Source organism: Pseudomonas sp. SIMBA_041 (assembly GCF_046535095.1).
Taxonomy (GTDB): Bacteria; Pseudomonadota; Gammaproteobacteria; order Pseudomonadales; family Pseudomonadaceae; genus Aquipseudomonas; species Aquipseudomonas mucoides.
The window spans coordinates 157,255-181,839 of sequence record NZ_JAWRXJ010000012.1 but is presented as its reverse complement, the minus strand read 5'-3'; the positions used below and the strand labels follow the sequence as shown (position 1 = coordinate 181,839).

24 protein-coding genes and 2 riboswitches are annotated in these 24,585 nt (G+C 61.0%); of the genes, 8 read left to right on the top strand and 16 right to left on the bottom strand.

From position 1 onward, the window contains the following. Positions 1-25: 25 nt before the first annotated feature. On the top strand, positions 26-301 hold the full coding sequence (locus SB725_RS26090) for a peptidylprolyl isomerase (protein WP_007898282.1): 276 nt from the start codon (positions 26-28) through the stop codon (positions 299-301). Between the two features lie 115 nt (positions 302-416). On the opposite strand, the gene SB725_RS26085 is transcribed toward SB725_RS26090, so the two are convergent. The 8 genes from SB725_RS26085 to SB725_RS26050 form a co-directional block, all read right to left on the bottom strand. Beyond that, positions 417-1,349 (bottom strand): sugar kinase, encoded by a 933-nt coding sequence (locus SB725_RS26085; protein WP_410922788.1) that lies wholly within the window; start codon positions 1,347-1,349, stop codon positions 417-419. Between the two features lie 131 nt (positions 1,350-1,480). After that, positions 1,481-2,698 carry an amino acid deaminase gene (locus tag SB725_RS26080; RefSeq protein ID WP_027923785.1) on the bottom strand — a complete coding sequence of 406 codons (1,218 nt, stop codon included), beginning with the start codon at positions 2,696-2,698 and terminating at the stop codon, positions 1,481-1,483. A 39-nt stretch (positions 2,699-2,737) separates the two neighbouring features. Then, positions 2,738-3,502 (bottom strand): IclR family transcriptional regulator, encoded by a 765-nt coding sequence (locus tag SB725_RS26075; RefSeq protein ID WP_027923784.1) that lies wholly within the window; start codon positions 3,500-3,502, stop codon positions 2,738-2,740. Between the two features lie 146 nt (positions 3,503-3,648). Continuing rightward, entirely contained in the window at positions 3,649-4,038 is a 390-nt protein-coding gene (locus SB725_RS26070; protein WP_027923783.1) for a RidA family protein, read from the bottom strand. 30 nt (positions 4,039-4,068) lie between these two features. After that, entirely contained in the window at positions 4,069-4,860 is a 792-nt protein-coding gene (locus SB725_RS26065; protein ID WP_027923782.1) for an amino acid ABC transporter ATP-binding protein, read from the bottom strand. Beyond that, positions 4,857-5,519, bottom strand: coding sequence for an amino acid ABC transporter permease (locus SB725_RS26060; RefSeq protein ID WP_027923781.1), 663 nt, complete (start codon positions 5,517-5,519; stop codon positions 4,857-4,859). The genes SB725_RS26065 and SB725_RS26060 overlap by 4 nt, the downstream gene beginning before the upstream one ends. A gap of 9 nt (positions 5,520-5,528) precedes the next feature. Further along, positions 5,529-6,191 carry an amino acid ABC transporter permease gene (locus SB725_RS26055; RefSeq protein WP_008015908.1) on the bottom strand — a complete coding sequence of 221 codons (663 nt, stop codon included), beginning with the start codon at positions 6,189-6,191 and terminating at the stop codon, positions 5,529-5,531. Between the two features lie 52 nt (positions 6,192-6,243). Further along, positions 6,244-7,092, bottom strand: coding sequence for a transporter substrate-binding domain-containing protein (locus SB725_RS26050; RefSeq protein ID WP_027923780.1), 849 nt, complete (start codon positions 7,090-7,092; stop codon positions 6,244-6,246). Positions 7,093-7,436: 344 nt separating this feature from the next. Between SB725_RS26050 and SB725_RS26045 the strand changes: the two genes are divergently transcribed. After that, entirely contained in the window at positions 7,437-7,880 is a 444-nt protein-coding gene (locus tag SB725_RS26045; RefSeq protein ID WP_059182854.1) for a thioredoxin family protein, read from the top strand. A 130-nt stretch (positions 7,881-8,010) separates the two neighbouring features. On the opposite strand, the gene SB725_RS26040 is transcribed toward SB725_RS26045, so the two are convergent. Continuing rightward, positions 8,011-9,570 (bottom strand): TerC family protein, encoded by a 1,560-nt coding sequence (locus tag SB725_RS26040; protein WP_027923778.1) that lies wholly within the window; start codon positions 9,568-9,570, stop codon positions 8,011-8,013. Between the two features lie 335 nt (positions 9,571-9,905). Between SB725_RS26040 and SB725_RS26035 the strand changes: the two genes are divergently transcribed. Then, positions 9,906-10,163, top strand: a complete 258-nt coding sequence (locus SB725_RS26035; RefSeq protein WP_410922787.1) for a DUF2790 domain-containing protein — start codon at positions 9,906-9,908, stop codon at positions 10,161-10,163. Here SB725_RS26035 and SB725_RS26030 read toward each other — a convergent pair. Continuing rightward, positions 10,154-10,564, bottom strand: coding sequence for a MerR family transcriptional regulator (locus SB725_RS26030; protein WP_059182852.1), 411 nt, complete (start codon positions 10,562-10,564; stop codon positions 10,154-10,156). The genes SB725_RS26035 and SB725_RS26030 overlap by 10 nt on opposite strands. A 77-nt stretch (positions 10,565-10,641) precedes the next feature. Between SB725_RS26030 and SB725_RS26025 the strand changes: the two genes are divergently transcribed. Continuing rightward, on the top strand, positions 10,642-11,865 hold the full coding sequence (locus SB725_RS26025) for an NADH:flavin oxidoreductase/NADH oxidase family protein (protein WP_410922786.1): 1,224 nt from the start codon (positions 10,642-10,644) through the stop codon (positions 11,863-11,865). Between the two features lie 52 nt (positions 11,866-11,917). Here SB725_RS26025 and SB725_RS26020 read toward each other — a convergent pair whose 3' ends face one another. The 4 genes from SB725_RS26020 to cobW all read right to left on the bottom strand — a co-directional run bounded on the left by SB725_RS26020 (position 11,918) and on the right by cobW (position 18,488). Next, positions 11,918-12,529 carry a vWA domain-containing protein gene (locus SB725_RS26020; RefSeq protein ID WP_410922820.1) on the bottom strand — a complete coding sequence of 204 codons (612 nt, stop codon included), beginning with the start codon at positions 12,527-12,529 and terminating at the stop codon, positions 11,918-11,920. Between the two features lie 53 nt (positions 12,530-12,582). Continuing rightward, entirely contained in the window at positions 12,583-13,581 is a 999-nt protein-coding gene (locus SB725_RS26015) for an ATP-binding protein (protein WP_194940171.1), read from the bottom strand. Positions 13,582-13,646: 65 nt separating this feature from the next. Continuing rightward, on the bottom strand, positions 13,647-17,423 hold the full coding sequence (gene cobN / locus SB725_RS26010; RefSeq protein ID WP_410922785.1) for a cobaltochelatase subunit CobN: 3,777 nt from the start codon (positions 17,421-17,423) through the stop codon (positions 13,647-13,649). A 3-nt stretch (positions 17,424-17,426) separates the two neighbouring features. Next, positions 17,427-18,488 carry a cobalamin biosynthesis protein CobW gene (cobW, locus tag SB725_RS26005; RefSeq protein WP_410922784.1) on the bottom strand — a complete coding sequence of 354 codons (1,062 nt, stop codon included), beginning with the start codon at positions 18,486-18,488 and terminating at the stop codon, positions 17,427-17,429. A gap of 99 nt (positions 18,489-18,587) precedes the next feature. Next, a riboswitch (cobalamin riboswitch) is annotated at positions 18,588-18,800 on the bottom strand. A 114-nt stretch (positions 18,801-18,914) separates the two neighbouring features. Then, positions 18,915-19,143, top strand: a riboswitch (cobalamin riboswitch). 119 nt (positions 19,144-19,262) lie between these two features. Here cobW and SB725_RS26000 point away from each other — a divergent pair. The 4 genes from SB725_RS26000 to cobM all read left to right on the top strand — a co-directional run bounded on the left by SB725_RS26000 (position 19,263) and on the right by cobM (position 21,423). Next, positions 19,263-19,466, top strand: coding sequence for a CbtB domain-containing protein (locus tag SB725_RS26000; RefSeq protein ID WP_027923770.1), 204 nt, complete (start codon positions 19,263-19,265; stop codon positions 19,464-19,466). Positions 19,467-19,477: 11 nt separating this feature from the next. Further along, positions 19,478-20,185 (top strand): CbtA family protein, encoded by a 708-nt coding sequence (locus tag SB725_RS25995; protein WP_410922783.1) that lies wholly within the window; start codon positions 19,478-19,480, stop codon positions 20,183-20,185. Continuing rightward, positions 20,182-20,595 (top strand): cobalamin biosynthesis protein, encoded by a 414-nt coding sequence (locus SB725_RS25990; RefSeq protein WP_027923768.1) that lies wholly within the window; start codon positions 20,182-20,184, stop codon positions 20,593-20,595. Before SB725_RS25995 ends, SB725_RS25990 begins: the two co-directional genes overlap by 4 nt. 81 nt (positions 20,596-20,676) lie before the next feature. Next, the gene (gene cobM, locus SB725_RS25985) at positions 20,677-21,423 is read left to right on the top strand and encodes a precorrin-4 C(11)-methyltransferase (RefSeq protein ID WP_027923767.1); all 747 of its coding nucleotides are present in this window, start codon (positions 20,677-20,679) and stop codon (positions 21,421-21,423) included. Between the two features lie 97 nt (positions 21,424-21,520). On the opposite strand, the gene nfuA is transcribed toward cobM, so the two are convergent. Together nfuA and SB725_RS25975 are read right to left on the bottom strand one after the other, a co-directional pair. Further along, on the bottom strand, positions 21,521-22,105 hold the full coding sequence (nfuA, locus tag SB725_RS25980; protein ID WP_007946504.1) for a Fe-S biogenesis protein NfuA: 585 nt from the start codon (positions 22,103-22,105) through the stop codon (positions 21,521-21,523). Positions 22,106-22,250: 145 nt separating this feature from the next. Beyond that, positions 22,251-24,548 (bottom strand): fatty acid cis/trans isomerase, encoded by a 2,298-nt coding sequence (locus SB725_RS25975; RefSeq protein WP_410922782.1) that lies wholly within the window; start codon positions 24,546-24,548, stop codon positions 22,251-22,253. Positions 24,549-24,585: the final 37 nt, after the last annotated feature.

Sequence of the window (24,585 nt, the reverse complement as noted above, 5' to 3'; positions counted from 1 at the left end):
GTCAGCACGTTGCAAGGTACGCCCCATGAAAGCTCAAGCCCGCCATATTCTGGTGAAAACCTCGGAAGAAGCCGAGCAGCTCAAACAACGCATCGCCAAGGGCGAAGCCTTCGACGTGCTGGCAAAAAAGTACTCCACTTGCCCGTCCGGCAAGCGCGGCGGCGACCTCGGTGAAGTGCGGCCGGGGCAGATGGTCGGGGTGATTGATGCGGTGATTTTCAAGAAGCCGCTGCGGGTGGTACACGGACCGATCAAGAGCAAGTTCGGGTATCACCTGGTGCAGGTGTTTTACCGGGATTGAGGGGTGGCCTTGAGGGCCTCATCGCGAGCAAGCTTGGCTCCTGCATTGGAATGCGTTCCCCTGTGGGAGCGAGCCTGCTCGCGAACCGACTGCGAAGCAGACGGCCATTCATCCCTTATCTAGGGATCAGCGCCCCCGGCACCTGAATCACCCGACTCGCCAACCGATGCCCCGCCTCAGCCGCTTCCACCGCGCTCGCGCCCTTGAGCCGACTGGCCAGGTACGCCGCACTGAACGAATCCCCTGCCGCCGTCGTATCTACGACGCGGTCGACCTTCTGCGCCGGCACTTCAAACGACTCACCGTCACAGCGAATCAGGCACGCGTCTGAACCGCGCTTGAGCACCACTTCCGGCGTGCCGATCTGCTCGTAAGCATCGAACACCGCCTGGCAACTTGAGAAATGGAACAGCGCCTGCTCGTCCTCAACCGTCAGCAACGCCAGGTCCACATACGGCAACACACTGCGATACGCCGCGCGGGCTTCCTCAACCGACGCCCACAAGCGCGGCCGATAGTTGTTGTCGAAGACGATGCGCGCATCTCGCTGACGGGCTTCGATCAGGGTTTCCAACAATTTTGCCCGACCTTGCACACCGAGCACCGCCAGCGTGATGCCGCTGAAGTACAACACGTCGTAATCCGGCAGCGCCGCCAGAATCGGCGCGGCGGCGGGCGTGGTGAAGCAATCGCGCACGGCCGCTTCGTTGCGCCAGTAGAGAAAACGACGCTCGCCGGCGGCGTCGGTCTGGATGCAATACAAGCCGGGCAAACGTCCGGGTAAACGCTGGACCATGCCCAGGCCGATGTTTTCGCTGGCCCAGTTCTGGCACATCGCGTCGCTGAAGCTGTCGTCGCCCAGGGCGGTGACGTAATCGACGATGCTGCGCTCGCCCAGTTCACGGGACAGGTAGACGGCGGTGTTCAGGGTGTCGCCGCCGAAGCTTTGTTGCAGGCTGCCGTCGGCGCGTTGTTGCAGCTCGATCATGCATTCGCCGATCAGGGCGATGCGCGGGATGTTGGGGCCGAGGGTGTTGATGGTGTGCATGGTGTGGGGTCTCTGGTGTTTCTTTGTTGTCTGGGCGGGCCTCATCGCGGACTAGCCCGGCTCCCACAGGGATCGTGTTACCCATGTAGGCGCCGGGCTTGCCCGCGATAGCAGCGCCTCGGTCTCAAGCCTTAGAAACAGGTTTCCATGGTTTCGATGACATTCATCTGATCATCCACCAGACACCCCGTGCGCCACTTGTCGAACGTCAGGCACGGGTGCGACGTGCCGAACGAAATAATGTCGCCGACCCGCAACTCAACCCCCGGCGCCACGGTCATGAACGCGTGCTGGTCCATCACTGCCGTCACCTTGCAGGCACTGACGTCATCGCCCTTCGCCGGCACCACACCGGCCTTGTAACGCAGCAACGGCACCGGCAGACCGGCGTCGTACGCTACATCGCGCTTGCCCAGGGCAATCACCGCAAAACCCGGTTCCGGCATCGACTGCACGTGTGCCCAGACTTCCAGCGCCGGACGCAGGCCTTCATTCAGGTCACTACGACGGTCGAGCACACAGCATTGCGCTTCCTTGTAGATGCCATGGTCGTGGGCCACGTAGCTGCCCGGACGCAACACACTGAGGAAACGCCCGGCAGCGTTCTGTGCTTCGAACTCCTCGGCAATCAAGTCATACCAGGCGGAACCCGACGCAGTGATGATCGGCTTGGCGATCGCAAACGCGCCGCTGTCCTGCAACTGCACGGCCAAACGCACCAATGACTGGGCGAATGCGCGGATACCGGTCACCGCATGATCGCCATGGATCACGCCTTCGTAGCCTTCGATACCGGTCAGAGCCAGCGCCGGTTGCGCGTTGATGGCTTTGGCCAGCGCGATGACTTCGTCCTCAGTGCGGCAACCGCAACGGCCGCCGACCACACCGTATTCGATCATCACGTTCAGGCGCACGCCGCGCGAGGCAAAGTAGGCACCGAGGTCCGCGACGTTGTCCGGATGATCGACCATGCAATGGAAATCGAACGTCGGGTCCGCCAGCAGATCGGCGATCAACGCCATGTTCGGCGTACCGACCAATTGGTTGGCCATCAGCACCCGACGCACGCCATGGGCATAGGCCGCGCGGGTTTGCGTGGCGCTGGCCAGGGTGATGCCCCAGGCGCCGGCGTCCAGTTGGCGGCGAAACAAGGCAGGGGTCATGCTGGTCTTGCCATGGGGCGCGAGCTCGGCGCCACTGTTGCTGACAAAGTCCTGCATCCAGCGAATGTTGTGTTCCAGCGCTTCGCGGTGCAGCACCAGCGCCGGCAGGCTGACATCGCGGACCAGGTTGGCGCCGGTCTGGGCAAAACCCTTTTCCACGGCGGCAGTATTGTTGGCAGTAGACATGGTCGAACTCCTCACATTCGCGGCCGCAGGCAGCCGCATTTATTCGTTGATACGCCGGGCCAGGTGGTTGGCGTTGTCGATCAGCACTCGGCGATAGTCGTTGTAATGGGTCTTGGCATCAGCCCGTGGGGCCACGATGCACAGGGTCGCAATGGCCACGCCGTTGGGGTCTTTGACCGGGGCGGCGAAGCAATGGGTAAAGGTGTCGGCGACGCTATCGAAGGAGAAAAAGCCATCGATGCCGGCCTGCCGGATTTCCGCCAGAAACTGTTCCAGCGGCAGGCGTTCGCCGTTGGGCAGAATGAAGTCGTCATGGTCGATCAGGTCGACAATTTCCTCGTCACTCAAATGCGCCAACAGCAGGCGCCCGGAAGCGGTCCAGGGAATCGGCGCGTTCTCGCCGATGTCCGAGGAAATGCGGAAATGCCGCTCGCCCTCCTTCATCAGCGCCACGGTGTATTTGCGCCCATTGAGCAGGCACATCTGGGCGGTTTCGTGGGTCTGGCTGACGATTTCCTGCAAGGCGAGATCGGCCTCGCGGGTCAGGTCGAAATGACGCAAATGCGCCTGTCCGAGGAAGTACAACTGACGGCCCAGGTAGACATGACCGTCCTTGCCCACGGTTTCCAGAATGCGCCGTTCCAGCAGGGAGGCCACCAATTCGTAGACCGTGGATTTCGGGCTGCCGATGCCGCTGGCAATTTCATTCGGGCGCAGGGGTTTGCCGATTTCCTTGAGGAAGTCGAGGATATCGAACGCCCGGTCCAGACCGCGAGCCCGGCGCTTGATGGTGTCTTCGGTCATTTCATTGGTTCCCATACAAAGTGCCGGGAGTTTACCTAGAGTGCGGTGGCGATTGTTAGGCCGCCATCGCGGGCAAGCCACGCTCCCACATTTGAAATGCATTCCCCTGGGGGAGCGTGGCTTGCCCGCGATGGGCGCGACTCGGTTCAGGCCTTTTTCTTGTACGCGATGCAGTCGATCTCGACCTTGCAGTCGACCATCATGTTCGCCTGCACGCAGGCACGGGCCGGAGCGTGTTCGGGTTTGAAGTACTCGGAGAAGACCTTGTTGAAACTCGTGAAGTCCCGTGGATCCTCCAACCACACGCCAGCACGCACCACATCTTCCAGGCCATAACCGGCCTCTTGCAGAATCGCAATCAGATTCTTCATGGTCTGGTGGGTCTGTTCGACGATGCCACCCGTAATGATCTCGCCATCCAGCGCCGGCACCTGCCCGGAAACGTGCAGCCAGCCATCGGCTTCAACGGCGCGGGCGAAAGGACGAGGCGTACCGCCAGCGGCGCTACTGCCGGTGCCGTAACGAGTAATGCTCATGAGTGTTTCTCCTGATTGAATTCTGAAAAGTTAAAAGCGCGTGTTTTTGAGAAACTCAGCCAGACGCGGTGATTGAGGGCGCTCGAACAGCTCCTTGGGTGGCCCCTGCTCTTCGATGCGCCCCTGATTCATGAAAACGATTTTGTCCGAGACTTCGAATGCAAAACGCATTTCGTGGGTGACCAGCAACATGGTCATGCCTTCGTCGGCCAGGCCCTTGATCACGTTCAGCACTTCGCCGACCAGTTCCGGGTCGAGGGCCGAGGTGACTTCGTCGAACAGCATCAGGCTCGGGTTCATCGCAATCGCCCGGGCAATCGCCACGCGCTGTTGCTGACCGCCGGACAACTGACCGGGATAGTGATCACGGCGTTCCAGCAAGCCGACGCGCTCCAGCCATTTTTCCGCCAGAGCAACGGCCTCGTCCTTGTGCAGTTTTTTCACCTTGAGCAAACCCAGGGTGACGTTCTGCAAGGCGGTGAGGTGCGGGAACAGGTTGAATTGCTGGAACGCCATGCCCGTCATTGCACGATGCCGGGCGATGACTTTTTCCGGGTGACGGATGCGTTTGCCGTCGACCTCGTCATAGCCGATGGACTCGCCGTCGAGCATGATCTGCCCGCCCTGGAATTCTTCGAGCATGTTTACGCAGCGCAGCAAGGTGGTCTTGCCCGAACCGCTGGAGCCGATCAGTGTGACGACGTTGCCGCGCTGCATGCTCAGGTCGACGCCCTTGAGCACTTCGAGCTTGCCGTATTGTTTGTGCAGGCCGCGTATGTCCAGCAGGGCCTGACCGTTTTGCGTGTTGGAGAGTTGAGTCATGGCAAGGCCACCCGCTTTTCAATGTGCCGGCCGAGTAATTCGATGGCGTAGTTGATGACGAAAAACAGAAATCCGGCGAACAGGTAAAACTCCAGGGTCATGAAGGTCCGGGCGATGATTTGCTGTGTGCTGAGCAGTAACTCCGCCACGCCGATCACCGACAACAGCGTCGAGGCCTTGACGATTTCCGTCGAGGAGTTGACCCAGGTCGGCAGGATCTGCCGCAACGCTTGAGGCAACAGCACGTAACCGAGGGATTGGAAAAACGTCAGGCCAATCGCCTTGCTCGCTTCCATCTGACCGCTAGGCAGTGCTTGCAACGCGCCGCGCACGATCTCGGCGACGTGGGAGCCGCAAAACAGCGTCAACCCCAACGCACCGGCCTGAAACGCGCTGATCTGCCAACCCAGTGCCGGCGCCATATAAAAGCAGGCCAGCACCAACACAAACACCGGCGTACCGCGAATCAGGTCGACGTAGACGCGAAACGGCGCACGCATCCAGAACTTGCCGTAGGTCAGCACCAGACCGGCGACAATGCCGACCATCGTGCCCAGCAAAATGGCCAGCGCCGACACCTGCACACTGGTCAGGAAGCCTTGCCACAACACTTCGCGGGCAACCCATAACTCATGCAACCAACCAGGGGATTCGTACATGGGGGGCTCCTATCGGCGAATCGCCAGACGCTGTTCGAGGTAACGCAGCATCATGGCAATGAGGTAACAGGCCGCCACATAGAGCGCCGTGGTCACCAGCCAGGTTTCAATCACCCGGTAGCTCTCGACATTGATCTTGCGCGCGTAATAGGTCAGCTCCGGCACCGCGATCGCAGCGGCCAGCGAAGTGTCCTTGAACAGCGAAATAAAGTTGTTCGACAAGGCCGGCAGCACATTGCGCAGCATCACCGGGACGGTGACGTAAGCCTTGACCTGCCACTCGCCGAGGCCGATGGCGAGCCCGGCTTCACGCTGGCCCTTGGGAATGCTCAACAAACCGCCACGGAACACTTCGGTCAGATACGCCCCGGCGTAGAGCGACAGGGTGATGATGAACGACGGGATCTTGTCCAGACGAATGCCCAGGCTCGGCAAGGCAAAGTAGATCAACAGAATCAACACCAGAATCGGCGTATTACGGATCACCGTCACATACACCGACGCCAGCACCCGCAATGCGCGGTGCTTCGAGAGCAAAGCAAACGCCATCATCAGGCCGATCACGCAACCGATGGCGATCGACACCAGCGCCAGCTCAAGACCCAGACCGAGCCCCGCCAGCAAGGTGTCGAAATCGCGCCACACGGCGGCAAAGTTCAACTGATAGTTCATGGTCAGCAGTACCTTGAACGGGGCGCGTTACAAGCGCCCCGCTCTCACGGGATCATTTGAATTCGACAGGGAAACCGATGGCTGGAGTCGGCAGATCGACACCGAACCATTGCTTGAAGGACGCCGCATAGGTCGGGAACTCAACGCCGGTCATGGCTTCATGCAGGGTGGTGTTGACGAAGTTCAGCCAGTCCTGATCACCGCGTTTAACTGCACAGGCGTAGGTTTGCGGGCTCCAGGCGTAAGTCGGGCTGCGGTAGCGGCCAGGGTTCTGCACCATCAGGTATTTCACCGACGACTGATCGGTGGCGGCGGCATCGGCACGGCCCGAGTTCACGGCTTGGTACATCAGGTCCACGCTGTCGTATTGATCGACCTTGGCCTTGGGCAACGCCTGGTGCACCAGTTCTTCGGCGTATACGTTCTGCAAGACCGCCACGGTCACGCTGTCGTTGGCAGCCTTGAGGTCTTCGATTTCCTTGTACTTGCTGTTCGCCGGCAGCAGCAGGCCGACGCCTTCGCGGTAGTACGGCAGGGTGAACGCCACCTGCTGCGCACGACTGGCGGTGACGGTGATGAACTGGCAACTGATGTCGACCTTGTCGGTCAGCAGGTTGGGAATCCGCGCATCGGACGACTGCACCACAAACTCGACTTTGGTCGGATCGTTGAACAACCCCTTGGCAATCATCCGCCCGATATCGATATCGAACCCCTGCAACTTGCCATCCGCTCCCTGGAAGTGCCACGGCGCATTGGTACTGCCCGTGCCCACAATCAATTTTCCACGGGCCAGCACGCTATCGAGCTTACTGTCCGCCGCCTGGGCCACGCCCATGGCAGCGGCGGTAGCCGCGAGAACAAAAACACACGCTTTTAACAAGGAAGGTCGGCGATGCATGGCAAGCACTCCAGGATGATGTTTATTCCGCTATACCGGACATTGGTATGTAACAACGGAATAGACAGCAGAAAGTGTGCCACAGGTTGCGGAGAGAATGTTGGGGAGATTGAAAATCGATTTGAATCAACGGGATGGGAAAAACACTGAGGGATCTGTTACCAAACGCACGCGAGGGGAAGCGCTACCGTTGGCTACAGCGTGCGGGTACTTGCACCACAATTGGAGATGAATGACCGAAATTGACGCAGCGTGTCACCTGTAATTTCTGACAGTAGACCCGCCCCCGCTCCCTCCTTTAACGTCGACAAACCTCGATGGTCGTTGTGAAAAGGAGATTTTCAATGGGCTCGACACATCACTTGGCATCGCTCGCCCCGGTCTACCGCAAGGCGCTGAAAACCTGGCGCCCGGTGATCCTGTATTTCGGCGATGAACACTGTCCGGCCTGTGAATGGGCAGAACCGGTCTTTCGCGAAGTCGCCCTACGCTATCGTCATCACGCGAACATTTATGTATTGAACACCCGTGAATCACCGCGGCACCCGAACGTTACCGGCACACCGACGGTGTTGTTCTTCAAGGACGGGCGATTGCGGAAGAAGCTCAAGGGCATTGGCACCCGAGAGACGCTGGAGGAGGATTTCGCCAGCCATGTTGGCAGGCTCAGGCCGCGATACGTGCCGCATAAAACGCGTCACGATCTGGCGTGGTTGCGCCAGACGTTGCGCGGGTTGTGTACGGTGCCTCGGGCGTTAGAGCGGTTGAATTGTCGTAGTGGGTGTTAGGGCTTGGGAGCGATGGCGTTTGGCAGGACGCTATCGCGAGCGAGCTCGCTCCCACATTGGATCTCCAGTGCTCACACGACCCGTGTGGGCGTGAGCCTGCTCGCGAACAGGCCCTGAATCCCGGAAAAAACTAGCGGTCGATACACACCAGCAGCACCCGCGTCACCCGCCGCTCCTCAACGGCCACCACTCTCATTCGCCAGCCCTGCCACTCCAGGCTGTCGCCGATCACCGGCAATCGATCCAGCAAGCTCACGACCAACCCGGCCAGGGTCTGATAGTCCTCAGTAGGCTCAGCCACGAATCCGGTCTGCTGTCGAACCCGTGTCAGGTTCAACGCACCGCTGACCAAAAAACCGCCTTGCTCTTCCACCACGTCCGGGCCTTCGATTTCGCTGGCGTCGGGCAGTTCGCCGGCAATCGATTCCAGAATATCGGTCATGGTCAACACCCCCACAAAATCACCGAATTCATTGACCACGAATGCAATGTGCGTCGAGGCCTGGCGCATCTGTTCCAGCGCATTGAGGATGGAGTAGCTGTCCAGCAAGTTAACGGTCTTGCGCGCCAACTGCTCCAGATCCGGTTCGTTGCCGGCCAGGTATTCGTTGAGCAACTCCTTCTTGTGCACGAAGCCCAGCGGCTCGTCCACCGCGCCGTCACGGATCAACGGCAAGCGCGAATAGGACGAATGCATCAGCCGCGTACGAATGGTAGGCGCATCATCGGCCAGGTCGATGTAATCAACGTCGGCACGCACGGTCATCAACGTTCGGATCGGCCGTTCGGCCAGTTGCAGTACGCCGCTGATCATCACCCGCTCGCGGCGGTCGAACAGTGCTTCGCCCGGTGCGTCGCCGTTGTCCAGCAGGTCGGCAACCTCCTCACCGACTTCCTCCACCGCCATGCTGCGACCGCCGAGCAAACGCAACACCGCATGGGCCGTTCGCTCGCGCATGGGCCGCAGTCCCTGCAGGGATTTCTTGCGGCGAGCGCGGGCGATCTGGTTGAACACTTCGATCAGGATCGAGAAACCGATGGCCGCATACAGATAGCCTTTGGGAATGTGGAAACCCAACCCTTCGGCCGTCAACGCGAAGCCAATCATCATCAAGAAGCCCAGACAGAGCATGATCACTGTCGGGTGCGCGTTGACGAACCGGGTCAACGGCTTGCTGGCGACGATCATCAGGCCGATGGAGATGATCACCGCGATCATCATCACCGCCAGTTCATCGACCATACCCACAGCGGTAATCACTGCGTCGAGGGAGAACACCGCGTCGAGCACCACAATCTGCGCCACGATCGGCCAGAACATCGCATATGCGGCGTTGGCCGAGCGCTGGCCGACATGGCCTTCGAGCCGTTCGTGCAATTCCATGGTGGCCTTGAACAGCAGGAACACTCCACCGAACAGCATGATCAGGTCACGACCGGAGAAGCTCTTGTCGAACACCTCGATCAGCGGCTGCGTCAAGGTGACCAGCCACGAGATACTCGCCAGCAAGCCCAGGCGCATGATCAGCGCCAACGACAAACCAATGATTCGCGCACGGTCGCGCTGCTCGGGCGGCAATTTGTCCGCAAGGATCGCGATAAACACCAGGTTGTCGATGCCGAGCACCAGCTCCAGCACAATCAACGTCAATAAGCCCAGCCAAGCGGTGGGGTCAGCTAACCATTCCATAAAAACGTCTCGATCTCTTCAGTGAACTCAGAATGCCAGGCACGGCAAGGCGCGGCGCAGAGGCCGTGGGATTGCAATGACGAAGTGTTTTGAATGTCGAAAGACCGGGTGTTTCAAGAGCGCGCAATGGCGCGATGAGGAAGGATAACCGGGAGGCTCCAAGAGGGTGTTCATGCAAGTCCTGAAAGACAAAAGGACTTGGATCGTACAGGCGAAACCGATAATTCCTACAATCGAAAATCATTTCAAAATTTGTAGTCAGCCTGGAATAAACCCTGACCGGGCTCGTCGTACTGCCACTGAAATCGTTCAGTAGCCACCACGAGAGCCCCGCCATGAAAAGCCTCCTGTCCACGCTGTTTCTGATTGCCCTCAGCGGCACTGCCGCCGCTGCGTCTGCCGCCACCGCCAGCACCTCGAATGTCGAGGACTACCGCTATTCGACACCGTTGAATATCGCCAAGGTCGTCAACATCACCCGCGGCGACTATTGCGGCATTGGCCCACGGGAGATGACCTACGTCGACACGATGGGCGCTACCCACGTCTTGCGCTATCAAGCGTTCGGTGATTCGTGCATCGATCAGAACTGATGTTTGAGCGACGCCATCACCCGCTCGGCATTCGCCTCACAGGCTATCCCCTCAGGCCGCGCCTGGATGCCTTCAATCACCCCCAGCAACTTCGCCTTGCTCTGTGCCAGGTGAAGTTGCATCTGTTCGATCTGCTCGACCTTGCGCAGCAGCCCCGCCAATAATTCTTCGTGCTTGAACTCGCCCGTCACCGTATCCGGCAACAATTGCTTCAGCTCTTCAAGGCTGAACCCGGCCTGCTGCGCGCACTGGATGATCATCAGCGTTTGCAGGACTTGTGCGGGATAATGCCGGTAGCCGTTGGCCGAGCGCTCTACCTGACGAATCAATCCCTGAGACTCGTAAAAGCGAATGCGCGATGCATTCAATCCGCTCAACTGCGCCAATTCACCAATCTTCATCCCGGCCTCATTTGCCTGCTTGACATTAAAGTTAACTTTAAGCTTAGCCTCTGCTCTTCACTGATGAGGAGTCAAGCATGTCGCCCTTCCAAGCGTTGAATCTGCCCAACGGCCAGACCGTCGGCAATCGTATTGCCAAAGCCGCCATGGAAGAAAATCTCGCCGACACCGGGCAAGCACCGTCAGGCGCATTGTTTCAGCTGTATCAGGCCTGGGCCGAGGGCGAAGCGGGCCTGTTGCTGACCGGCAATGTGATGATCGACCGCCGCGCCATGACGGGTCCCGGCGGCGTGGTGCTGGAAGATGAACGCGATCTGCAGCGCTTTCGTCAGTGGGCGACGATCGGGCGTTCCGGTGGCGCGCAGTTCTGGATGCAGCTCAATCATCCCGGTCGCCAAACCATGGCCAACCTCGGTCAACAAGCCTGGGCACCCTCTGCCGTCGCACTGGACCTGGGCGCGTTTTCCAAGATGTTCGCCGAGCCCAAACCGATGTCCGAAGACGATATCGCCCAAGTGATCGCACGCTTCGCCACCAGCGCGGCCCTCGCGGAAAAGGCCGGGTTCACGGGCGTGCAGGTTCATGCGGCTCACGGTTACCTGATCAGCCAGTTCCTCTCGCCGTTGACCAATCACCGCACCGACCGTTGGGGCGGCTCACTGGAGAACCGCGCGCGCTTGTTGCTGGACGTGGTCCGCGCCGTTCGCCGCGCGGTCTCACCGCAGTTTTGCGTGTCGGTGAAACTCAACTCTGCTGACTTCCAGAGAGGCGGCTTTGACGCCGACGATGCTTGCCAAGTGATTGTGTGGCTCAACGAGCAGCGCATCGACCTGCTGGAGCTCTCCGGCGGCAGCTACGAAGCGCCGGCGATGCAAGGCGAAGCCCGCGACGGCCGGACGTTGGCGCGTGAAGCCTACTTCCTGGAAATGGCCGCTGAACTGTCCAGCGTCGCGCACATGCCGGTGATGGTGACAGGCGGCATTCGGCGCCTGGCCATCGTCCAGCAGGTGCTCGACAGCGGCATCGCCATGGCAGGTATCGGCACGGCACTGGCGGTTGAACCGCAGTTGGTCAAACACTGGCGCGAAGGCCGCAACAGCCATCCGCAATTGCCGCCGATTCTATGGAAGCGCAAACCGTTCGCCGCACTGGCGAACATGGCAGTGGTGAAGTTTCAGCTGCATCAATTGAGCCGCGGGCGCAAGCCTCGTCCTCAGGTCTGGGCGGTGTGGGCGTTGATTCTTGACCGGCTGTACATAGGCCGGCGTACGCGGCAGTACCGTCAGGCGATGGGTAAATAGATTTAGACCGAGTTGCCTGCTCGCGATGGGGCCAGGACAGCCAGTCAATCACTCAACCAGGAATCAGCTCATCAATGTGCCGATAATCCGCTTGCAGCTCTGCCGCCAACTGCTTCGCCCGGCCCAACCGGATCGGCCCGCGCTCGATATCAATCAGCAGGCTGGGGCATTCCAGCGCTGGCAACAATGACCACTCCTTCAATCGCCCATCAGTCAGCAACAACACACGCTGCTGTTCCGCCGGAAAGCGCTTTTTGCGCGTCTCCAACCAACGCCCCGCCTCACCCAGCGCCGCCAACACTGGCGTGCCACCGCTGGCGCCCAACCCATCAAGCCAGGTCCGCAATCCGCTGGACGCTTTCAAGCCTTGCACCTGCCATTTCGGCACATTGCCGCTGGCCGTCAACAACGCCAGGCGCGCACGCTGACGGTAGGCATCGTCAAACAGCTGCGCCAGCAACCCCTTCGCATCACTCAACGCCTGATGTCGGCGAGTCGAGGCGGAGGCGTCGACAATCACCAGCCACAGCTCATGGGCGCTTCGAGTGCGAAGGTGGAACAACACGTCGCTGCGCGAACGAGGCCGACCATTGAGCAAGGTGCCGGGCCAGTTGATCGAGCCGCTGCGTGCAGCATGGCGTTTGCCCTGTTTGCCGTTGTCCAGCCGTCCTGTACGGGGTCTGGCATTCGCCCCCGCGTCAGATCGAGGGCGAATGCCTAGGGCTTTTTTGGCCAGCTCGGCACTTCACGGCGGGCGCCAACCGGCAGCGCCTGGGCGGGCATTTCACCCCATTGCCCCTGGCCTTCGCTCGGGGCGGACTGTTGCGGGGATGGCGCCTGACTGTGCTGCGGGGCCGGCGGTGATTGCTCGCGGCGGCGATGGCGCAAGGCGAATTCAGCGACGGCGTCGATATCGTCCTCACTGATCGCGTTCGCTCCGCGCCACGCAGCGTGGGCGCGAGCCGCACGCAGCCACACCAGGTCAGCGCGCAAGCCATCGACGCCGGCAGCAAAGCAGCGCTCAGTGATCAGCGCCAACGCTTGATCGTCGAGCGGGATGCTCGGCAAGAGGCGGCGGGCCTTCTCGCACCGTTCGCGCAGCGATTGCTGCGGGTGTTCCCACTGCGCGCAAAAGCGCTGCGGATCGCTGTCGAAATCCAGGCGCCGACGGATGATCTGCCCCCGCTCGATCGGTGCGGTGTGGCCGCTGAGCGCGACGTTCAGGCCAAAGCGGTCGAGCAATTGCGGACGCAGTTCGCCTTCTTCCGGGTTCATGGTGCCGATCAGCACAAACTTCGCCGAATGCCGATGGGAAATACCATCACGCTCGATCAGGTTGGTGCCGCTGGCGGCGACGTCGAGCAACAGGTCCACGAGGTGGTCGGGCAGCAGGTTGACCTCGTCGACGTAGAGCACGCCACCATCGGCCTTCGCCAGTACGCCGGGAGAGAATTGCGCACGCCCGTCGCTCAGCGCGGCATCGAGGTCGAGGGTGCCGACCAGACGTTCTTCCGTGGCGCCCAGCGGCAAGGTGACGAACTGACCGCTGGCCAGCAGGTCCGCGAGGCCCCGGGCCAGGGTGGATTTGGCCATGCCGCGCGGACCTTCGATCAGCACGCCGCCGATTTTCGGGTCGATGGCGGTCAGGTACAGGGCGAGCTTCAAGTCGTCGGCGCCGACCACGGCGGATAAGGGGAAATGCGGGGTGTCGGTCATGTCGAGTCTCGTGTGTGGTCGGTGATGTGATCGTTTCCACGCTTTGCGTGGGAACGATCATGCCCTCATGAATCTTCTTCTATATCCAGCAGCAGGTTTTCCAGGGCCTCGCGGTACTCGCCCGGCTCCTTCCACATCCCCCGCTGCTGCGCTTCCAGCATCCGTTCGGTCATGTCGCGCAAGGCATGCGGATTGTGCTCGCGAACAAACTCGCGCGTCGCCGGGTCGAGCAAATAGGCATCAGCCAGCAACGCGTACTGGTGATCGTCAATCAGCTGCGTCGTCGCGTCGAAGGCAAACAGGTTATCGACCGTCGCCGCCAGTTCAAACGCGCCTTTGTAGCCGTGACGCTTGACCCCGTCGATCCACTTTGGATTGGCCGCCCGGGAGCGGATCACCCGGTTCAGTTCTTCTTTCAAGGTGCGGATCTTCGGCAGATCCGGCTGACTGTGATCGCCGTGGTAACTGGCCGCTGTTTCACCGCTAAGGCTTTCCACGGCAGCAAGCATGCCGCCCTGGAACTGGTAATAGTCGTTGGAATCGAGCAAGTCGTGCTCACGGTTGTCCTGGTTTTGCAGCACCGCTTGCACCTGACTCAAGCGCTGGGCGAATTGTTCGCGGGCGGCGGTGCCTTCGTCGGAACCGCCATAAGCATAGCCGCCCCAATTCAGGTAAACCTCGGCCAGGTCTTCACGGCTTTGCCACAGGCGCCCGTCGATGGCGCCCTGCACACCGGCGCCGTAGGCACCGGGCTTGGCACCAAAAATTCGCCAACCGGCCTGACGGTTCGCGGCGTCTTCATCCAGGCCCGATTGCATCAGTGCTTCACGCTCGGCACGCACTTTGGCGGCCAAGGGGTTGAGGTCGTCGGGTTCATCCAGCGCTGCGACCGCTTGCACCGCCGCATCGAACAGACGGATCAGGTTGGCAAACGCATCGCGAAAGAACCCGGAAACACGCAGGGTCACGTCCACACGCGGACGGTCGAGCAAGCTCAGCGGCAGGATTTCGAAATCGTCGACCCGCTGACTGCCTGTGGCCCAGACCGGGCGCACGCCCATCAGCGCCATGGCCTGGGCGATGTCGTCGCCGCCGGTGCGCATGGTCGCGGTGCCCCACACTGACAGGCCGAGCTGGCGCAGGTGATCGCCATGGTCTTGCAGGTGTCGTTCGAGGATCAGGTTGGCGGACTGGAAACCGATGCGCCACGCAGTGGTGGTGGGCAGGTTGCGCACGTCCACCGAATAGAAATTGCGCCCGGTTGGCAGCACGTCCAGGCGACCGCGACTGGGTGCGCCGCTCGGGCCGGCGGGGACGAAGCGGCCGTTCAAGGCGTCGAGCAGACCGCGCATTTCGGCTGGGCCGCAGGCGTCAAGGCGTGGGGCGACGACTTCGCACAAGTTGTCGAGGATGGCGTGCACTTCCGCCCAACCCGGCTCACTCCTACAAGGTCCGGGTTCGGTCGACAACGTTTGGGTAATGAGTTGAGCGGCGAACAATTCCAGGCGTTCACGGGTATCCCCCGCCGTGCGCCAGGCTTCATCGGTGAGGGTTTGCAGTTCAATGGGACGCGGCCCGCTCCAAGTCTCGGCCAGCGCACAATCCAGCGGATCGAACCCCAACTCGAACGCCTTGGCCAATGCCCGCAGCAAACTCGATTGCGCGCCACGCCCATCGCCACGCGGAATCCGCAGCAAAGCCAGCAAGGTGTCGATGCGCAACCGCCCTGTCGGTGATTCACCAAAGATGTGCAAGCCATCGCGAATCTGCGACTCCTTCAAATCGCACAAATACGTGTCCAGTCGCGGCAACCAGATCGCCGCGTCGGCATCGCTGTCGAGTTTTTCGTCCAGTTGCAGCTCACGATCAATGTGCGTGTCGCGCACCAGTTGCAGGATGTCGCGCTGCAATTCACGGGCGCGGCGCGGATCGAGCAGTTGCGCTTCGTAATACTCATCGGCCAGCAGCTCAAGGTTGCGCAGTGGGCCGTAGGTTTCAGCGCGCGTCAGCGGCGGCATCAGGTGGTCGATGATCACCGCTTGGGTGCGGCGCTTGGCCTGCGCGCCCTCGCCCGGATCGTTGACGATAAACGGGTAGATGTTCGGCAGCGGCCCGAGCAACGCATCCGGCCAGCAGCTTTCCGAGAGCCCGACGCCTTTGCCCGGCAACCATTCGAGGTTGCCGTGTTTGCCGACGTGGATCACACCGTGGGCGCCATAGGTGTTGCGCAGCCAGAAGTAGAACGCCAGATAACCGTGGGGCGGCACCAGGTCCGGGTCGTGATAGACCGCGCTCGGGTCCACCTGATAGCCGCGCGCCGGTTGAATGCCGACGAAGGTCAGGCCAAAACGCAGGCCGGCAATCATCATCCGTTCGCCACGGTACATCGGGTCGTTTTCGGGGGTGCCCCAGCGCTCCAGCACGGCCTGGCGATTGGCCTCGGGCAAGGCGTCGAACATCCGCTGGTATTCGTCCAGCGCGAGGCTTTGATGACACGGACGCTGGTCGAGCGTGTCAAGGTCGTTGCTGACGCCGCCAAGCAATTGCTGGATCAACGCGGTGCCACTGTCCGGTAATTCGGCCGGCAACGGATAACCTTCTTGATGCAGCGCACGCAGGATGTTCAACGCGGCGGCTGGCGTGTCGAGGCCGACACCATTACCGATTCGCCCATCGCGGGTCGGGTAGTTGGCGAGAATCAGGGCGATGCGTTTTTCGCGGTTCGGCACCCGCGCCAGATCGATCCAGCGCCGCGCCAGTTCAGCGACGAAATCCATGCGTTCCGGTTGCGGTCGATAACACACCACGTCCGACTGACTGCGCTCGCTGCGCCACGCCAGGTCCTTGAAGCTGATCGGGCGGCTGATGATCCGACCGTCCAGTTCCGGCAGCGCGATGTGCATCGCCAGGTCGCGCGGGCCTAGGCCCTGCTCGCTGGCGCGCCAACCGGGTTCGTTGTCCTGGGCGCATATCGCCTGGATCACCGGGATGTTGCGGCGAAACGGTCGCAGATGCGGCGCTTCGGGGCTGGATTGGGCAAAACCGGTGGTGTTCAGAATCACCCCCGCCTCGACTTCATCCAGCCAATCCTCGACCACCGTCAGGCAGCCGGGCTCTTTCAAACTGGCCACGGCCATCGGCAAAGGGTTTAACCCGGCCGCTTGCAAACGCTGGCAGAAAACATCGATGAAAGCGGTATTGGCCGCTTGCAAATGCGAGCGGTAAAACAGCACTGCCGCCACCGGTTGATCGGCTTGCCAGTCGGCCTGCCAATCCTTCAGTTCAGCCGGACTTTTGTGCGGGTGGTAAATCGCTGTGCGCGGCAGGACTTGCGGCTCGGCCCACGCGTAATCGCGGTCCAGCCAGCGAGTGGCGAGGCAGCGGAAAAAGTCCAGGGCATTGCCCATGCCGCCCTGACGCAAAAACTGCCAGAGCCGATCACGGTCGCAGGCCTCGACGGTACTGAGGTCGCTCAGTTCCGGGTCCGGACGATCATCGCCGGGCACCAGAATCAGCTGCACGCCTCGCTCGGACAATTGCACCAGCCGCTCGACGCCATAACGCCAGTAGGCAATGCCGCCGTGCAGCGAGATCAGGATCACCTTGGCGTGGCGCAGCACTTCATCGACATACAAATCGACCGAGGCGTGATTCTGCACCTGCATCGGGTTGGCCAAACGTACGCTCGGGTAGTCGTCGGGCAGTTGCTGCGCGGCTTCGGCCAGCAGCGCCAGGCTGGAATCGCCGCTGCACAGGATCACCAGCTCGGCGGGGGTTTGTCCGAGGTCGGCGATGTTGTCATCCGACACAAAACCGCCGGGCTGGGTCCTGAGCAGGTGCATGGCTTAAACGCTGAGCGCAGCGCGCAATTGCGCTTCGAGTTCGGCGGCGTCCAATTCCTGGCCGATCAGCACCAGGCGCGTGGTGCGTCCTTCCTCGACTCCCCACTGGCGGTCGAAGTGCTTGTCGAAACGTGTGCCCACGCCCTGAATCAGCAAGCGCATTGGTTTGTTCGGGATTGCCGCGAAACCTTTGATACGCAGGATGCCGTGCTTGACCACCAGTTGCGTCAGGGCGTCCATCAGCAGGCTTTCGTCGGCTTGCGGCAGCTCAATGGAGATCGAGTCGAACGCGTCGTGGTCGTGATCATCTTCACCTTCATGGTGATGATCGTGGTGACTGTGACGGCTGTCGATGTGCTCTTCGGAGCCCGCGCCGAGGCCGATCAACACGTCCAGTGGCAGGCGACCACTGCTGGCTTCGACGACTTTCACTGCAGGCGGCAGTTCTTCGGCGACTTCGAGACGCACGCGGGCCAGGTCTTCAGGGCTGATCAGGTCGGCCTTGTTGAGGATCACCAGGTCGGCGCTGGCCAGTTGGTCGGCGAACAGTTCGTGCAGCGGCGATTCGTGGTCCAGGTTCGGGTCGAGTTTGCGCTGGGCATCCACTTGATCCGGGAACGCGGCGAAGGTGCCGGCGGCCACGGCCGGGCTATCAACCACGGTGATCACTGCGTCAACGGTGCAGGCGCTGCGGATTTCTGGCCACTGGAAGGCCTGGACCAGCGGCTTTGGCAGGGCCAGGCCCGAGGTTTCGATGAGGATGTGATCGAGGTCGCCGCGACGGGCCACCAGTTCGCGCATCACCGGGAAGAATTCTTCCTGGACGGTGCAACACAGGCAGCCGTTGGCCAGTTCGTAGACGCGACCGTTGGCTTCTTCTTCGGTGCAGCCGATGGAGCACTGCTTGAGGATTTCGCCGTCGATGCCCAGCTCGCCGAACTCGTTGACGATCACCGCAATGCGACGGCCTTGGGCGTTGTCGAGCATGTGCCGCAGCAAGGTGGTTTTGCCCGAGCCGAGGAAGCCGGTAACGATGGTGACGGGGAGTTTGGCCAGTGTTTTCATCGGATGCCCTTTGGCAAGGTGGCGGGCATACGGGACGACGACCGCAGCAGCACACGCTGCGCGGAAGATTTCGCCACCGGATCACCCCGCCCGGTTGAAAGTCAGAATCTGTGTCGAGGCAGGTCTCCTGGCTGACGGCTGGCCAGTCGTTTGACTGGCGGTTTCTGCGCCTTCCCGCTCGCGCCATGGCTGGCGCATGCAGTGGCATGGCAGAAACTGAACCGTTCACAGTTGCGGGGGCAGCCGCGGCATTGACCGCGTTCCCTTCTTAGCTTCGGCAAACGCCGAAGAACCTCGAAAGCGCAAGGCTACGCATCGCGCTGGGGCGGGTCAATGTCTTGTGGCGGCCATTAGGACGCTATGGCGTCGACACGGTCCCAAGTTGAGAACCCTTGCCAATTGACGCGAATCCCCCGCCCATGCTCTCCTACGCATCTTGTTACGGGTGCCCTTCACAGGGTGAAACGGGAAACCGGTGAATCATGTGCTTTACTCAAAGCCATGTCAGTCCGGTGCTGCCCCCGCAACGGTAAGCGAGCGAAGCATCAAATCCACTGTGCCAGCAGTTCGGCATGGGAAGGTGATGCTTGCAGGTCAAGGCGAAAGCCTGCGCCCCTCGTGAGCCCGGAGACCGGCCCGCAACACCCAGTGACCGTTACGGTCACTGAACAACAAACCCGCGGTGGGCGGGCGCTGTTTGAACGTCTGCGTGCCCGGCTCGCAGGGGTTTTCCATGCGCTCTATTCACCCGCTGACAGACCAGAGGGATGCGCCATGTCGATCATCAACAGCACCGCCAGCAACGCCGATAAGAGCACCGCCAGCACCACGTCTACCCTGACCCAACGCCTGACTGCCGCCATCTGCGCGTCGATCCTGGGCGCGTGCCTGGTGTATTTCGCCGGTTTCTCGCACATCGAAGCGGTGCACAACGCTGCACACGATACCCGTCACAGCTCTGCGTTCCCGTGCCATTGAGAGCTCTCGACATGATCAAGCGTATTGCGCAAACCGCAGGGTTTACCGGGCTGCTGGCCGCCCTGCTGCTGACCTTGCTGCAAAGCTTCTGGGTCGCACCGCTGATTCTTCAAGCGGAAACCTACGAGAAAGCCGAGCCGGCAGTGGTTCAACCCCATGAACACGCCAAAGGCGCCATGGCCGCGCACACCCACGACGCCGAAGCCTGGGAGCCGGAAGACGGCTGGCAGCGCGTGCTGTCGACCACTGGCGGCAATCTGGTGGTGGCCGTTGGTTTCGCCCTGATGCTCGCCGGCCTCTACACCCTGCGTGCACCGACTAAAACGTCTCAAGGCCTGCTCTGGGGTCTGGCCGGTTATGCAACGTTTGTCCTCGCACCGACCCTGGGCCTGCCGCCTGAACTGCCGGGCACCGTTGCGGCGGATCTGGCGCAACGGCAGATCTGGTGGATCGGCACTGCTGCTTCAACCGCTGTCGGTATCGCGCTGATCGTGTTCAGCCGTCACTGGCTGATGAAAGTGCTGGGCGTGGCGATTCTGGCCGTTCCGCACGTGATTGGCGCGCCACAACCGGAAGTGCATTCGATGCTCGCGCCGCAAGCCCTGGAAGCTCAATTCAACATCGCTTCGCAGTTGACCAACGTAGCGTTCTGGCTGGCCCTGGGCCTGATCAGCGCCTGGTTGTTCCGCCGCAAAAGCGATGGCCAATACCACGCATGACTGATGCCAGCACAGCGCCGACGCTAGTGGTCGGCCTGGGCTGCCAGCGCGGCTGCCCCGCGAGCACGCTGCGGGCATTGCTGGATCAGGCGCTACAGGCTCATCAAATCGGGCTTCATGAGATAAAGGCACTCGCCAGCATTGACCTGAAGCGCGATGAGCCTGGCCTGATCGAACTCGCGGAACAACTCGCACTGCCGTTGATGTTCTTCAGCAGTGAACAATTGGCTGGATATCACACCAGCCTCAGCCATCGTTCCGACATCGCGTTCGAACGCACCGGCTGCTACGGCGTAGCGGAAAGTGCCGCCCTGGCACTGGCCGAACAGCTGGCTCAGGCTCCGGTAAAACTGCTGATCTGCCGACAAAAATACGCGCAAGCAACCCTGGCATTGGCCGGCGCTGCGTAAAATCCCCGATAATCGCGCATTCGATCATGAGCAATCTTCATCTGAAGCGTTGCCCGGCCTCTTTTTTCACAGGAAACGACGATGACCGTCTACTTCATTGGCGCGGGTCCCGGCGACCCGGAACTGATCACGGTCAAAGGCCAACGGCTGATTCGCAGCTGCCCGGTGATCATCTATGCCGGCTCACTCGTGCCGGCAGCCGTGCTGGAAGGCCATCGCGCCGAACAGGTGGTCAACAGCGCCGAATTGCACCTGGAACAGATCATTGATCTGATCAAAACCGCCCACGCCAACGGTCAGGATGTGGCGCGGGTGCATTCCGGCGATCCGAGCCTGTATGGCGCGATTGGCGAGCAGATTCGCTACCTGCGTGAACTCGACATTCCGTTTGAAATCATTCCTGGCGTGACGGCGACCGCGGCGTGTGCAGCGCTTTTAGGGGCTGAACTGACCTTGCCGGACATCTCGCAAAGCGTGATTCTGACCCGCTACGCCGACAAGACCGCCATGCCGCCGGGCGAGGAACTGGGCAGCCTGGCGCAGCATGGGGCGACCATGGCCATTCATTTGGGCGTGAATCATCTGGAGAAAATCCTCGCTGAGCTGCTGCCGCATTACGGCGCGGACTGCCCGATTGCGGTGATCCACCGGGCGACGTGGCCGGATCAGGATTGGGTGGTGGGAACGCTTGAGGACATTGCCGGGAAGGTCGAGGCCAAAGGGTTTCGGCGCACGGCGTTGATTCTGGTGGGACGGGTGTTGGGGAGTGATCAGTTCAGCGAGTCGTCGCTGTATCGTGCGGGGCATGCGCATCTCTATCGCCCATAGGGCCCCATCGCGAGCAAGCTCGCGATGGGGCCACTGAATTTCACCCATAAAAAAACGGCGCTCACGGGGCGCCGTTTTTCATGTCGCAGCGAACACCTTAGTAGTAGGCGTTTTCTTTCTGCGTGTGGTCAGTCACGTCACGCACACCCTTGAGCTCAGGAATACGCTCAAGCAACGTGCGCTCGATGCCTTCCTTCAGGGTCACGTCCGCCTGGCCGCAGCCCTGGCAACCGCCACCGAATTTCAGCACGGCAATGCCGTCTTCAACGACATCGATCAGGCTGACCTGACCGCCGTGGCTCGCCAGCCCCGGGTTGATTTCGGTTTGCAGGTAGTAATTGATGCGCTCATTGACCGGGCTGTCGGCGTTGACCATCGGTACTTTGGCGTTTGGCGCCTTGATGGTCAGCTGGCCGCCCATGCGGTCAGTGGCGTAGTCGACCACCGCATCGTCCAGGAAGGCTTCGCTGAACGAGTCAATGTAAGCGGTGAAGCTTTTGAGCCCCAGCGCCGTGTCTTCAGGTTTTTCTTCGCCCGGCTTGCAGTAGGCAATGCAGGTTTCGGCGTACTGGGTGCCAGGCTGGGTGATAAAGACGCGGATGCCGATGCCCGGGGTGTTCTGCTTGGAGAGCAGGTCAGCCAGGTAATCGTGGGCGGCGTCGGTAATGGTTATAGCGGTCATGGAAACTCCTCGCAGGCTTGGGCGCAGTTTACGCCAATCAACGCGCCGCACAAAGTCCTAGTATTTTTGTCGGGAAAGATTCCGACGATCCCCTGATCCCCTGTGGGAGCAAGTTCGCTCCCACAGGGGGGGGTGTCGCGGTGAGTCAGAGGTTTTGGTAGCGGTTCATGTCCAGCACACCCTCTTCCACCGGATCGGTCTCGTGGACATAGCGACTCAGGTCGTGGAAATAGAACCAGAATTGCGGATGACTGCGGCGAATTCCCCAACGTTCGACGATTTTCTCGAAGCCGTCATCGTCCTTGGCGTTTTCCATTGCATCGACGAACGCCGGCACCTGGTCGGCCGGGATGTTGAATATGAAATTCGGGTAACTGCTGAGTACGCCCGGGAAAATCGTCAATGTGTCCAGCCCTGGCTGGTAGCGCAACGATTCACCCAACAGGAACGCCACGTTGCTGTGCGCACGGTTGCGCAGCAGGCTGTAGACCTCGCGCTTGCCGCTCGTCGTTTCGATGCGCAACATCGTCGCTTCCGGCAACTGGTCGATGACCTTCAAGCCCGCCGCCGGCCTCGATGTCAGGCGACTCAAGGCCTGTTCGGCGCCCTGCAAGGCCGGGTCGATGTTCGGTCGCGAGCAATAGGCGCCGTCGCAGCGGTTGATCGGGTCGGGGGTGGCATTGAGCTCGCCGTAACGGACCAGCAACTGTTGGGCGAAGTCGCGCTTGGGGTCCTTCTCGTCGAGCTTTAACGCAGTGGGTTTGTCGTCATCGATGGACTCATAGTCCAGCCACATCTTGAACTTGCCGCTGTTCTGGTACCAATCGTCAAGGTAGGCGTCCCGGGAGTCCGCCGGCATCAGACGCAGGAAGTTCTGCTCGGCGCCGTTACGGATCAGGTCGAAGTACAAACGGGTCTGGGCCTGGTGAGAAACGTTGCCGAACACGTCGAAGTTCACCGCCAATTGATAGTAGGTACGCTCCAGCAACGGGAAGTCGAACAGCCACATCGTTTGCGGCACATCGCCGATCAGGCCTTTGTTCACCGATGCACTGTCAAAGTGCCGGAAGATGCTCAGCAGCGCGTTGTCATTCCCCGCCCACAAGGCCGACCAGCTCGGTGCCGGTACATCGGCGTAGCTGTCCCGACGCAGTGCTTCGTACTCGTTACGCTTGTCGCGGTAGTCATGCCACAGGCTCAAGACACTGCCGACATCATCGTTTTGGCCGGGCATGGCCAGCAACGGCGTCGCCTGGCCGCGGTAGTTGGGATCGATGATATAGAGGTCGTGTTCAGGGGCCTGGAACAGCGCCCAGAAGTTATCGCGGATCACGTCCGTGGCGATCTGGCCACGGCAGACCGGGCCACGAATAAAGGTGCGCACAAAGTATTCGGCGTTATCCAGCATGAACTGGTAGCGCGCCTGCGCCGGGATCGCCTCGAAGGTAGCGAACGGATTGGCCCGCCGTTCAGGTCCGTAACCTGGCGAGGCGTTGACCTGCCAGTCGCCGCTATAGAACAGGCTTTTGACCCGCGCCATCTTCGCCGCACTCAGCGGGTAGGTGATGTGGGTCTTTTGCACAATCACGCCCTGCACCGGCCACAGGCGGTAAAACACCTGAGTGCCCGGGTCGTCATTCGGGCGCCGGGTGTTGATCAGGTCAATCGGCTGGCCGGTGGGCGTGCGCGAACGCACCCACTGGAAGAAATGCCCGGGTTCGCCGTCCTTGAAGTAGATATGCGCAAGAAACCAGTGCTCGAACAACCAGCGCGCCACCAGGCTTTGCCGGGAGCCGGGCGCGTTGAGCAGGTTTTCCCATTGCACCACCTCCTGTGCTTCTTTTGCGCTTGGCACCAGCCCGACCTCATCGATCGGCGCACCCGACGCCAGCCAGCGCTGCAACGTCTGATATTGCTGATCGGTCAGGCCGGTGACCGCCAGCGGCATGCCCTCTTTGGGATGGGAACTGGCGTAATTGTCGAACTCTGCGGGCATGGCGCACATGTTTTCCCGGTTCAGACCGAGAACGATGTCTTGCGGTAATTTGATGTTGGGTTGCAATGGGGTTTTGTGGCCCAGTTCCAGCATCCGCGCCATCAACGCGGCCTGACTGCCCTGGGCGTCAAGCATCGGATAGAAGCCCTTCTGGTGCCAGGCGTGCTTGCCGAACGCATCGTAAAACAGCCGCGTCGGTGCCGCAGCGGTACTGCGGTCGCCGTCGTAGACCGTGACTTTCGTGGCGCCCCGCGCCGCCCCTTCACCACTGCCCAGGTTGAGCTGGCAGGGGGCATCGTTGCACGCATGGCAGGCGACGCACTTTTCGGTAAAGATCGGTTGGATGTCGCGGCTGTAGGAAATCGCAGAGGAAATGGCCGGACCTTGCGCCGCGGCGCCCCAGCTTAAAAGCAGCATGAAAATGCTGGTGGTGACGCGATACGACATATCCCTGGTCCCAATCATGAAAAATCGCGGCGATTCT